Annotated in this window: 13 protein-coding genes and 1 tRNA gene; 5 read left to right on the forward strand and 9 right to left on the reverse strand. The window is 59.9% G+C overall.

The genetic code is table 11. The features are described 5' to 3' along the window. Positions 1 to 251: 251 nt before the first annotated feature. On the reverse strand, positions 252 to 659 hold the full coding sequence (locus JOH52_RS16030; protein WP_003530981.1) for a DUF1236 domain-containing protein: 408 nt from the start codon (positions 657 to 659) through the stop codon (positions 252 to 254). A gap of 904 nt (positions 660 to 1563) precedes the next feature. Further along, a complete protein-coding gene (locus JOH52_RS16035; RefSeq protein ID WP_003530983.1) occupies positions 1564 to 1965 on the reverse strand; it encodes a DUF1236 domain-containing protein in 402 nt (133 codons plus the stop codon). Between the two features lie 273 nt (positions 1966 to 2238). Between JOH52_RS16035 and JOH52_RS16040 the strand changes: the two genes are divergently transcribed. Beyond that, positions 2239 to 2502 (forward strand): hypothetical protein, encoded by a 264-nt coding sequence (locus tag JOH52_RS16040; protein ID WP_086017816.1) that lies wholly within the window; start codon positions 2239 to 2241, stop codon positions 2500 to 2502. Positions 2503 to 2577: 75 nt separating this feature from the next. Here JOH52_RS16040 and JOH52_RS36150 read toward each other — a convergent pair whose 3' ends face one another. The 6 genes from JOH52_RS36150 to JOH52_RS16065 all read right to left on the reverse strand — a co-directional run bounded on the left by JOH52_RS36150 (position 2578) and on the right by JOH52_RS16065 (position 4846). Continuing rightward, positions 2578 to 2817 carry a hypothetical protein gene (locus tag JOH52_RS36150; protein ID WP_003530986.1) on the reverse strand — a complete coding sequence of 80 codons (240 nt, stop codon included), beginning with the start codon at positions 2815 to 2817 and terminating at the stop codon, positions 2578 to 2580. Positions 2818 to 3287: 470 nt separating this feature from the next. Continuing rightward, positions 3288 to 3551 carry a hypothetical protein gene (locus tag JOH52_RS16045; RefSeq protein ID WP_003530987.1) on the reverse strand — a complete coding sequence of 88 codons (264 nt, stop codon included), beginning with the start codon at positions 3549 to 3551 and terminating at the stop codon, positions 3288 to 3290. A gap of 39 nt (positions 3552 to 3590) precedes the next feature. Further along, positions 3591 to 3743, reverse strand: a complete 153-nt coding sequence (locus JOH52_RS16050) for a hypothetical protein (protein WP_162145857.1) — start codon at positions 3741 to 3743, stop codon at positions 3591 to 3593. Between the two features lie 369 nt (positions 3744 to 4112). Next, positions 4113 to 4292 carry a hypothetical protein gene (locus tag JOH52_RS35080; protein ID WP_013844477.1) on the reverse strand — a complete coding sequence of 60 codons (180 nt, stop codon included), beginning with the start codon at positions 4290 to 4292 and terminating at the stop codon, positions 4113 to 4115. A 20-nt stretch (positions 4293 to 4312) separates the two neighbouring features. Continuing rightward, a complete protein-coding gene (locus JOH52_RS16060; protein ID WP_010969388.1) occupies positions 4313 to 4618 on the reverse strand; it encodes a hypothetical protein in 306 nt (101 codons plus the stop codon). 152 nt (positions 4619 to 4770) lie between these two features. Next, a tRNA-Lys gene (locus JOH52_RS16065) sits at positions 4771 to 4846 on the reverse strand. 557 nt (positions 4847 to 5403) lie between these two features. Here JOH52_RS16065 and JOH52_RS16070 point away from each other — a divergent pair. Both JOH52_RS16070 and JOH52_RS16075 read left to right on the forward strand, forming a co-directional pair. Beyond that, positions 5404 to 6147: a cytochrome c biogenesis CcdA family protein gene (locus tag JOH52_RS16070; RefSeq protein ID WP_003533210.1), complete on the forward strand. Its 744-nt coding sequence runs from the start codon at positions 5404 to 5406 to the stop codon at positions 6145 to 6147. 139 nt (positions 6148 to 6286) lie between these two features. Continuing rightward, on the forward strand, positions 6287 to 7249 hold the full coding sequence (locus JOH52_RS16075; RefSeq protein WP_003533213.1) for an AEC family transporter: 963 nt from the start codon (positions 6287 to 6289) through the stop codon (positions 7247 to 7249). Here the strand turns inward: JOH52_RS16075 and JOH52_RS16080 are convergent. Continuing rightward, on the reverse strand, positions 7217 to 8428 hold the full coding sequence (locus JOH52_RS16080; protein WP_013844473.1) for a UbiH/UbiF family hydroxylase: 1212 nt from the start codon (positions 8426 to 8428) through the stop codon (positions 7217 to 7219). The genes JOH52_RS16075 and JOH52_RS16080 overlap by 33 nt on opposite strands. A 343-nt stretch (positions 8429 to 8771) precedes the next feature. Between JOH52_RS16080 and pcsA the strand changes: the two genes are divergently transcribed. Together pcsA and JOH52_RS16090 are read left to right on the forward strand one after the other, a co-directional pair. Continuing rightward, positions 8772 to 9497, forward strand: coding sequence for a phosphatidylcholine synthase (gene pcsA, locus JOH52_RS16085; protein WP_003533217.1), 726 nt, complete (start codon positions 8772 to 8774; stop codon positions 9495 to 9497). Positions 9498 to 9549: 52 nt separating this feature from the next. Further along, positions 9550 to 10527, forward strand: a complete 978-nt coding sequence (locus tag JOH52_RS16090) for a quinone oxidoreductase family protein (protein ID WP_013844472.1) — start codon at positions 9550 to 9552, stop codon at positions 10525 to 10527. The last annotated feature ends 122 nt before the right edge of the window (positions 10528 to 10649 follow it).

The raw sequence follows: 10649 nt of genomic DNA on the forward strand, positions 1-10649 counted from the left end.
GACTTGGAAGGAAGCGGCAATTTTACATGAATGAGTTTTTGCTGAAAAGCGATGTGTATGTGCCACACCATCGGGAAATGCGCGGAAACGAAGGGCGTGAGCATTTCCGCGATTCGAAGAAGCGCGGAAATGCTCTGGACCACGATGATCTCAGGTCGGGTCGACCAAGATCATGAACATGATCTATAAGGTTGAGCGGGATGAGGTCGGAAAAGCGCATAGACTTTTTCCGCACCCCGCTCCAATGCCTCTTACTGAACGACCTGGACGACCGTGTAGGTTCTTGGGTCGACGATCACGCGTTGGTTGTTCACCACGGCGAACGCGTAGGAGGGATTCTCAGGAACGGGCGTCAGAGCCACGGTCCGCGGCAGCGGACGACCGACGGCGATCCGCTCCTGCAGCACGACGGTATCGGCGGGAACCGGCTGCTGTCGCACATAGGTTACGACCTGCTGCGGCGGAGGAGCGATAACCGCGCCGGCGACGAGCCCGACCGCGCCGCCGATGGCAGCGCCCACGGGACCGCCAACGATAGCGCCGGTAACGGCTCCACCCGCGGCACCCGTCACCGCACCCTGGTTGGTGTCGTTTGCAATAGCGGGCGCGGCAAAGATGCCCGTTGCGATCGCAGTAACAATGAAGATCTTGGCGTTCATCTGTCGTACTCCCTTGATATACGATGGAAGAACGATGTACTTCGTGATTTGTTCCTGTTTTTACTGTAGGACTATCAATCGGATACAGTAACGTTACGTTACCTGAGTGAAATATACCGTGACGGCAGGCGAGTTGCCGGCGCGACCCAGCGGTTCGGCGAAGCCCCAGAGCGGCGCTGCCCGAAGGGACTACTGGGACGCCGCTCCGGGGCCACTCGCGGGGTCCGCCGTCCAGCGGCGGCTGGCTTCGGACCTCGCGATCTCTCTGCAACAATCGCCGATGGCTTTGCTGCAGCCTTCCATGCGAACAATATCGCAGCCGGCAGCGCAGCGTATCGGACCTTTGGCCAGCCAAGAGCCTTATGACACCGGGACCAAAGTCCGGCAGATCAGTGATATCTCCGCGTCGACTCCCGCATCCGCCGCAAACGCGCATGCATCAAGGCCGCGGCGGGACGTGGAGCTATGGCGATAAAAAAGCCCCGCTCGATGGCGGGGCAGGCACGCATCCGCTTGGCAAACGAAATGCGGGGAAAGATGTAGCTCCAACGGAACTACGACGCGGACGCTATCTCCGAGCCGAACTGGTGGGAAGGTCCGAATCCCGATTTCCGGTACGCCGCAGCGAATAAATCCACGGCGTCCGTGAGGGAAGCTGCGGAAAAGCCGGGTCGGCTTGGCCGCGACGATGAGCCGATCGTCTCAATTCAGCTCAAGCCGAAGAACGACAAGATGGCTATCACGATCACGACGAGGCCGACGAGGTAGATAATCTGGTTCATCGCTCAACTCCTTTCATCACGGGTGAACGGGCACGCCGCGGGTAAGTTCCAGGCCGGCGGTAAACGCGGGCCGGCCTGGCGCCCTATGCGAAGCGTGGGTGGCCGTTCTGACCACCGTGAGGTCAGTTGATGACCTGAACGACTGTGCGCGACTTCGGCTCCACAATGAGACGCTGCTCATTGACCACCGCGTATGCATAGGTGGGATTATCCGGGACCGGAGTCAGCATAACAGTTTCGGGAACGGGCTTGCCGACAGCAATCGGCTGCTGAACGACCACCGATGGCGGTGCCGGCTGCTGCTGAACATACGTGACCACTTCGGGTGGAGGCGGCGTGAGTGCGCCGCCGAGCGTGGCGCCTACCACGGCGCCGACCCCGGCCCCGATCGGGCCGCCGATAATGGCGCCGGTTGCGGCGCCGCCGACCATGCCGGTTGCCGCATTGGTACCATCGGCTTGCTGCGCGACAGCACCGCTGGCGATGAGCGCGACAGTCGCGGTAATAAATACGAGCTTCTTCATAGCATTTCCTCTCGTTGAACTCGTCACTCAACGGGGAAATAAGCAAGCGGTTCCACTCTTTGGACTTTAGTCCGACTCAATGTCAGACGATTGCCCGATTAAGCGTGCGAACTTCGAGGATATATTTCGTTGATAGTCGATTTTCCTTGGATACGCGCCGTTTCGAGGGCGTTGCGTTGTTCATCAGCGGTTCAGGCATGATGGCTCAAGCTGATAGGCAGCGAGAAGGAGTAGACCATGAAATAGCTCTTATCCGCCCTCACAGCCGTAGTCTTGGCTGCGTCTTTTTCCCTTCCGGTGAGCGCTGCACCGATATTCGTGCCTATGCCGGAACAAGTGAAGACCGACGCCGTCGAGCAGGTCAATCACCGGCGCCATCGCCATTGGCGCGCGGAGCGCCACTGGAACAGACGGTACGCTTCGCGTTCCTGCCGCTACTACGGCAGGTGCTATCCCCGCCATTACAGGCACTACAGCTATCGTGACTATCACCGCTACCACCGGCGCCCGGGCGTGACGATCTATTTTAACTTCTAGCGACGGTTCACACGGGCGCCAGTCCTTCCTCGAAGCGCTATTCGGGGAGGGATTTCTTTTTGCGGCGGATGGATGTCACCGGTGCCAACGCGCACCACGAGCATTCCTGCGGAACTTTGCCAGCGATCGTCTGAGTTTCGTCATGTTCCGGGCGACTTGCTCTATCGTGATCAAGTGCTTTTCGTTCGCCAACACGATGGCGGTCCCACATCTCCTGCAGGGGAGTTCGTCGTTCGCCTTCACCCAAGCGACAGGCCTGCTGGTCTCATGGCCGCATTCGGGGCAGGGGATGCCGATCTCTTCATTATCGAACATGGCAGCACTCCGGTTGAGTGCGAATTGCAGCACAACCTATTTCGAGGCGCAATGCTTACTCTCTGACTAAAATGGGCTACAAACGGACGTCGCGACCGCATCCTTATGGGCATGAGGGAGAGCGGACGATTCCGTGTCGGGTGCCTCGAATTGGTTGCCCGAGCTGTACCATCGGCCACGAAAAAGCCCCGCACAATGGCGGGGCAAGCCCTCATCCAGTTGCCTTCATTGGATTCGGGGACGCAGCCAGAATGCAGCTGCGCAGAGACGCTATCTGCGGTTTCATCAGCGAGAAAGGTCTGATTCCGCGATTCCGGTACGCCTCTTCAAAAATACATGGGCAGGTAAAGCGCTTTTGCACATTTACATCAAGCGCGATTTTCCGTGTCCTGATCACATCAGCGGCATTGCGGGCGGAACGAGCCTGCCGTCGTGAAGGCGACGGGGCAAATCGGCGCAGATCAGCAGCGTCAATGGACGGTGCGGATCGACTGATCGAGAAAGCTGCGTATCCCGTCGCGATGGACGGTCGCCAGAAATTCCTGGAAAGCATCGCGGTCGGTAGCGAACTGATCATCCCAGACGGTCGAATATCCCTCTTGATCGACGACCTCGAGCGTCCAGTCTGCGTTGCTGCCGGCCGGGCGGTATATGCCGATAGTGACCATGATGTCGTCGTCGACGAATTCGCCGGAGAACTCGGAAAACTCGTACTGCTGTTCGTTTTCGGTCATCGATCTCTTATAGCATGCGAGAGTGCCGAGGGGCAGCCTTCATGACGTCACCCCTGTATGTACGCAGGTATATCTGTTCGGGTCCCAGGTGCCGTCCTGACAGGGGACATCGGCAAATCCGGATACGAGCAGGAACAACAGCAGCACTGCGATCAGAATGGCCGCCAGGGCGAGCAGTCTCATGGCGCGCACGTTACGCTTCAATATCGCTTACTCCAGACCACGTGTTGATGCGAGTGATTTGCTCAATTCTGGTTGTGCAGGGCGATTTGATTTATTGCTTTTTATACGAAGCCCGCAGCACGGATGTAGTGCTACCAAGGCATAAAGACTAACTCGAATCGGCGGACTGGCATAACGGCGTCAAACGGAGCCGCGTTTACGGACACGCGCTCACCAACTTAGACGTGGCTCCTGTCCAAGCGCCATGCTGATCTTTTCAGCGTTCAACCGAAGGCAAATGGCAGCCACACGAGCACAAAGGCGGAGATGATGATCACTGCCACCGCAATCAATTCACCTCTTCGTCCCATCATCTACGGCCATTCGGAAATTATGTCGCTAACTTGGGGCAAACAGCAGAACCACAGCGATAACGATCAACAGCGGCCCCATCCAGAGAAAGTGCCTTGTAAGTTGAACGAGCCACGGCATTTGAGTGTTCGTCTGAACGAAGCCAAAGCCTGACGCTGTCATCCAGAGACCGGCGCCAAACATGATTATTTGATCGATATTGGCCATTCGTCACAGGTTCGAACGTGTTACTTGGTCGGCTTCACAAGCGAGATGACCCGCGGCTTAGACGGCGCGTCCAGCCATTCGATCCACGTGTCCCGTTCCTCGATCGTGTCGAAAAACCGCCAGAGCTTGTACTCTTCTTCGGTGGTGTCCAGCATCTCGCCGACTGTCACGAGTTCCAGGGGCAATGTAACCTCGTTGCCGTCGAACCGAACGAAATAGAGTCCCTCGGCAGCAAGACGGATCACTTGACCAGTGGAGTAACTCCCATCGGGGGCGTCCATCGTGAAGTACATGCCGGTCAAGGTCTCAAAAATTTTGCTGCTCATCGGTTTCACATGCCAGTTCAAGAAATGGGAATCAGAGATTCGCCCAGGCCGCCGGCAAACGCAAGAGATCACTATGATAGGTGAGGGCCGACAGGCACCGCGCTGACTGGGAGGCAATAGAGCGCGCGAGTATGGCGTCGGCAAGGGCGCAGTGGTGAGCGCGCAGGGATTCGAACCCTGGACCTACTGATTAAAAGTCAGTTGCTCTACCGGCTGAGCTACGCGCTCCCATACCGGGCCTTGAGGCCCGGCGGAGTGGCCGGACATATGCACGCAGGCTTTGCGCCGGTCAACCCAAAAATTGCATTGAGGCCCGAGTTTATAACGGCTGCTGCGAGATGGGTAATGGCGTTGAAGCTCTGGTCGGTTTTGTTGGGTACGCCTGGCGCGATGCACTTGAATTCCTTGAGTACCGACTGCCTGGCCTAGGAAAGCTTTCGGAGGACTGCAATGTCTCCTCACCCTCATCTCTGTGCTTGTCACAGAGATCCAGCAGCGCCGCGGCGGCGGGCGCGGGAAGAGTTCTTTCAGACCAAGGACTTGGTCTGGCTGGATCCCTGTGACGAGCACAGGGAGGAGGAAATCAAACAAGTCGCGGCGGGTATCCCGAATCTCAAGAGGCCTAGACCATGATTATGGATTCGGAGCGAGCGGCTGCGCGGCGGACCGCTCGTCTTCGGCGCGGCTATGGCTCCGTGCGTCAAAATGATCGCCAAAAGGTGATTGGTTTCGCTCCATACATGCGGGTAAGAAGGCGGCAAGTCGAGTGCCGGAGTTCTGATACCTTGTCGATTGCAGATATTTCCATCTGGACCGCCGTTCTTGCAGGTGCTCTGTCCTTTCTCTCGCCCTGCGTCCTGCCTCTGGTGCCGCCTTACCTGTGCTACATGGCAGGCGTTTCCGTCGATCAGTTCCGGGACGGAAATGCAGTGGCAACCGCAAGCACGCGCAGGGCCGTGCTGCCGGCGGCGTTGTTCTTCACGCTCGGCTTTGCGACGGTCTTCGTGGCGCTCGGAGCAGGCGCCTCTTCGATCGGTCTTTTGCTCAGGCAGCATCTCGATCTTCTTTCGCGCATCGGCGGGATCATCATCATCATCATGGGGCTGCATTTCCTCGGGGTCTTCCGGATCGGACTGCTTGCCCGCGAGGCACGTTTCCAGGGCGGCAAGCCGGCGACCCTGTCGGGAGCCTATGTGATGGGCCTTGCCTTCGCCTTCGGCTGGACACCGTGTATCGGCCCGGTACTCGGCACCATCCTGGGTGTTGCCGCCGCGCGCGATACGGTCGCCGACGGCGCTGCTCTGCTGGCGATCTATTCGCTCGGACTCGCAGTACCGTTCTGGATCGCGGCGGGCTTTTCCAGTGCCTTCATGCGTTTTCTTTCGCGTTTCCGCCGCCATCTGGGGCTCATCGAAAAGCTGATGGGCGCTCTGCTTGTCGCCGCCGGCCTTGCTTTCCTCTTCGGTTTCGTCAGTTCCGTCGCGATCTGGTTCCAGCAGACCTTCCCAATTCTCTCCCAAATCGGCTAAGCACGCCCAGCTACAGCTTCCGGACGGGGAAACCTTACCCACTTTTCCGGGAAGCGCTGAGTTTTTGAACAACGCACTTCCAGACGGAAAACCGCTACGCATTTTTCCTGGAAGCGCTTCTGCAGCGGCGAGGGAGATCATGGCGGAAATCACGGGTCTGGTGCTGCCGTTCTTCGGCCTCATCTTTCTCGGCTACCTGACGGCGCGACTCGTCGACCATCCGGGCGAGGCGATGGGCTGGCTGAACACGTTCATCGTCTACCTGGCGCTGCCGGCGCTCTTCTTCAAGCTGGTATCGCGCACGCCGGTGGAAGAGCTTACCCGTGCCGATTTCATCCTGACCAGCGTGGGCACGACCTATGTCGTCTTTGCGCTGATCTTCGCCATAGGGCTGTTCCTGCGCCGCAATACGGTTGCCGAGGCGACGATGCAGGGCTTCGCCGGTGCTTATGGCAATATCGGCTACATGGGCCCCGGTCTGGCGCTGCTGGCCCTCGGGGAGACGGCGGCCGTTCCGGTAGCGCTGATCTTCTGCTTCGAGAATGCAGCGCATTTCACCGTCGCTCCGGCGATGATGGCGGCTGCGGGCGGCAGCAAGCAGAAGCCGGCAGTCGTCGCACTCGGCATTGCGCGCCGAATAGCGTTTCATCCATTCATCCTGTCGACCTTTGCCGGCGTCGCCGCGGCTTTTCTCTCTTTCGAACCCCCGCTGCCGCTGCAGCGGCTTATCGACTATCTGGCGCAAGCGGCGGCGCCTTGCGCCCTTTTTGCGATGGGGGTCACGCTTGCGCTGCGCCCGCTCAAGCGTATTCCTGCAGAGATCGGCTACATCGTTCCGGCGAAGCTCGTGCTTCATCCGGTGCTCATGTACCTGGCGCTCAGCCTTGGCGGTGCCTACGATCCCATCTGGGTACAGACAGCCGTGCTGCTCGCCTCCTTGCCGACCGCAACCAATGTCTTCGTGATCGGCCAGCAATACGGCGTCTGGCAGGAGCGGGCATCGGCGACGATCCTCATCACGACGTTGCTTTCGGTCGCGACGGTGACCGGCCTGCTTTATCTGATACGCTCAGGCGCTCTTCCGGCGGATCTGTTCCCGTAAACCCTCCTTGAACGCCTGCAGCGCGCTGCCGGGATGTATTCCCTCGCGCATCAAAAGTCCGCGCAACGGCCCCGCAGAGGAGAGGAGATGCAGGCCGGCCGCACGCAGGGCCTGCACCGGCAGGAAATTGGAGAGCAGCGAACGGTTGAGCAGGTCGACGCTCGCCGTTCGGCTGAGAATGTCGGCGCGCCGCCGGCCATCGAAGCGGTCGCCTGTGTCTGCCGGCAGGCGGCTGCCGGTTGGCCGGCCGATGAGATCGACAAGGGTCATGATGTCGCGAAGACTGAGGTTCAGCCCTTGGGCCCCGATTGGTGGAAAGGCATGGGCGGCTTCGCCGACGAGCAGGGTGCGGCCCTTGCCGAAACGACGGGCGGAAAGGCCGGAAAGCGGAAATGATTGCGGCATTCCCTCCGTCGTGACTTTGCCGAGAATCGACTGCATTCGGTCCTCGATGGTGCGCGAGAGGACGTCCGGTGCAAGCGTCAGCGTCTCCTCGGCGTCCCGGGGCTTGCGAACCCAGACCAGGCTCGAGCGGTTGCCGGGAAGAGGCACCTGCGTGAACGGACCGCCCTCCGTATGGAACTCGGTCGAAACGTCCTGGTGCGGCAGTTCGTGGCTGAAATTCAGGACGATAGCGGCCTGCGGATAGGACCAAGTGCGAACGCCGATCCCGGCGGCCTCGCGCACCGCCGAGCGTCGCCCGTCTGCGCCGACCACCAGGTCGGCAGTAATCGAGCGGTCATCGCCAAGACCGATCCGAACCTCTGCGCCGTCGATGTCGAATCTCGTTGCCGCGGCGGTCGCACGCTCGAGCGTCGGCAGTCCCGCTTCGTGCCGTTCCAGAATCTCCAGGAAGGGCGCGTTCGGAATGTTGTAGCCGAAAGCATCGAGGCCTACTTCGGAGGCGCGGAAATTGACCGGAGGCGCCCGAAAAAGCCGCGAGGTCCCGTCGAGGATGCGAATGGCGACGAGCGGCGCAGTCAGCGGCTCGACCTCACCCCAAAGATCGAGCTTCTTCAGATATTCGATCGACTGGTCCATGAGCGCGGTGGTGCGGCCGTCGGCGATGGCAGGCCGCGGGCCGACGAGCGCCACGCGGTGACCTTCGCGGGCAAGAGCGATCGCCGCCAGAGAGCCGGCAAGCCCCGCGCCGATAATTGCGATGTCATAGTGATCCATGGTCGACAGGACCTCCCATGCGGTTGCCCGCTTTCGTCTCGATATCACAGCCTGAAGTGCCCGCATTCATCCGAAGCCCTTCAGCGTGTTGCTTCGTGCCCGCATCTTCGGGCGACATGCATTAGTTCTAGCCGCTTAGCTCATTGAAATAAATGGGCAGATTCAGCGCAGGGGCACGCGCCGCATGTCCACAGGACAATGCCGCCCCAAGGCGACGAACGTTTGGAATTTGCTGGCGATGCTCGGCAAACGGTGCATATTACGGCCAAAGCGGTGCCGGTGCTGAAATAGCGGCTGACCGGCGGCGCAGAGGGACGGGACAAGGGACAGGGCGGCTTCGCACATGAAGTTCTTCAATTACAGACGCGTTCCTTACGCGGAAATACGCGCCTTTTCCGTGCATATCCTCACAGCGTCCGGATCGTTCCTGGCCTTTCTCGGTGTCGTCGCTGCGGCAGAGCACCGCTTCGTCGACATGTTCTGGTGGCTCGGTCTGGCCTTGCTCGTCGACGGCATCGACGGGCCGATCGCCCGCAAGGTCCAGGTCAAGGAGGTGCTGCCCAACTGGTCCGGCGATACGCTCGACAACGTCATCGACTACGTGACCTATGTGCTGCTGCCGGCCTTCGCGCTCTACCAGAGCGGCATGATCGGCGAACCCTGGTCGTTCGTGGCCGCCGGCGCGATCGTGGTTTCCAGCGCTATCTACTATGCGGACATGGGAATGAAGACGGACGAGTATTTCTTTTCCGGATTTCCGGTCGTCTGGAATATGGTCGTCTTCACCCTTTTTGTGATCCAGGCGAGCGAAGTCACTGCATCGATTGTCGTTTTCCTATCGGTGATATTGACGTTCCTGCCGATCAACTTCCTGCATCCGGTGCGTGTGAAAAGGCTGAGGCCGCTCAATCTCGGCATCTTTCTCGTCTGGTCGGTGCTCGGAATGTATGCGTTGCTCCTGCATTTCGAGACCCCGCCCTGGGTAGTGGTGGGCGTCGTGGCAACCGGGCTTTACCTCTACGTCATCGGTTTCATACTGCAGATCTTCCCGAAACTCGGGCGTGCCTGAGCGCGATCGATAGGCTCGGCGCGAAATCATTGCAATCGGTTAGGAGTTGGACATGGCACAGGCGATCGTCGTTCGCGAACTTGGCGGACCGGAAGTTCTGAAGATGGAGGGCGTTACGCTGGCGGCGCCCGGACCCGGCGAAGTGCAGATCCGGCAGGTGGCGATCGGCCTCAATTTCATCGACGTCTACTTTCGCACCGGCCTTTACAAGTCGGCGACCGGGCTTCCCTTCATTCCGGGCAAGGAAGGCGCCGGAGTAGTGACTGCAGTGGGTGACGGGGTGAGCATGTTCTCGGTCGGCGACCGCGTCGCCTACGCATCCGCTGATGGCGCCTATGCCAGCGAGCGCAACGTAGACGCCTCGCAACTCTTGAAGGTGCCGGAGGGAATCAGCCTCGAGACGGCGGCTGCGATGATGCTCAAGGGCATGACCGCGCAATACCTTCTCAACCAGACCTTCAAGGTGGGCCCGGAGACGACCTTGCTCTTTCACGCCGCCGCCGGCGGCGTCGGGCTCATTGCGGGGCAGTGGGCCAAGGCACTTGGTGCGACGGTGATCGGAACGGCCGGATCGCAGGAGAAGATCGATCTGGCTCTTGCCCATGGCTACGACCACGTCATCAACTACCGCACGGACAATTTCGTCGAGCGCGTCAAGGACTTGACCGGAGGGCGCGGCGTCGACGTCGTCTATGATTCCGTTGGGCGCGACACCTATCCGGCCTCGCTCGACTGCCTGAAGCCGCGCGGTCTCTGGGCCAGCTTCGGCAATTCCTCCGGGCCGGTGGATGCTTTCAACATCGGCATCCTGGCGCAGAAGGGTGCGCTCTATGCGACGCGCCCGACGCTCTTCACTTACGTCGCGACCCGGCCGGCCCTGGAGGCATGTGCAAATTCCCTGTTTGATGTTGTGCAAAGCAACAAAGTGCGTATCAATATCAACCAGACCTATCCGCTCGCCGAAGCCGGTCGGGCGCATACGGATCTCGAAACAAGAAAAACAAGTGGAACGACATTGCTGATTCCCTGACCGAAGCCTTACGGCGCCGGCGTCTTATCGGACGCGAAGGTCGCTGTAGTCTTCACGTTGCTGCAGGTTCCTGTCGATTGATCGGGTACGATCAAAGCAAGCGTGCAGTAAGGCGGGCGGGG

This window comes from Sinorhizobium meliloti, assembly GCF_017876815.1.
Lineage (GTDB): Bacteria > Pseudomonadota > Alphaproteobacteria > Rhizobiales > Rhizobiaceae > Sinorhizobium > Sinorhizobium meliloti.

Bases quoted from the DNA above. Each gene is read 5' to 3' on its own strand.
- JOH52_RS16030 (WP_003530981.1), bottom strand. From the start codon at position 659: ATGAACGCCAAGATCTTCATTGTTACTGCGATCGCAACGGGCATCTTT.
- JOH52_RS16035 (WP_003530983.1), bottom strand. From the start codon at position 1,965: ATGAAGAAGCTCGTATTTATTACCGCGACTGTCGCGCTCATCGCCAGC.
- JOH52_RS36150 (WP_003530986.1), bottom strand. From the start codon at position 2,817: ATGTTCGATAATGAAGAGATCGGCATCCCCTGCCCCGAATGCGGCCAT.
- JOH52_RS16045 (WP_003530987.1), bottom strand. From the start codon at position 3,551: ATGACCGAAAACGAACAGCAGTACGAGTTTTCCGAGTTCTCCGGCGAA.
- JOH52_RS35080 (WP_013844477.1), bottom strand. From the start codon at position 4,292: ATGGCCAATATCGATCAAATAATCATGTTTGGCGCCGGTCTCTGGATG.
- JOH52_RS16060 (WP_010969388.1), bottom strand. From the start codon at position 4,618: ATGAGCAGCAAAATTTTTGAGACCTTGACCGGCATGTACTTCACGATG.
- JOH52_RS16075 (WP_003533213.1), top strand. From the start codon at position 6,287: ATGGCGGAAATCACGGGTCTGGTGCTGCCGTTCTTCGGCCTCATCTTT.
- JOH52_RS16080 (WP_013844473.1), bottom strand. From the start codon at position 8,428: ATGGATCACTATGACATCGCAATTATCGGCGCGGGGCTTGCCGGCTCT.
- pcsA (WP_003533217.1), top strand. From the start codon at position 8,772: ATGAAGTTCTTCAATTACAGACGCGTTCCTTACGCGGAAATACGCGCC.
- JOH52_RS16090 (WP_013844472.1), top strand. From the start codon at position 9,550: ATGGCACAGGCGATCGTCGTTCGCGAACTTGGCGGACCGGAAGTTCTG.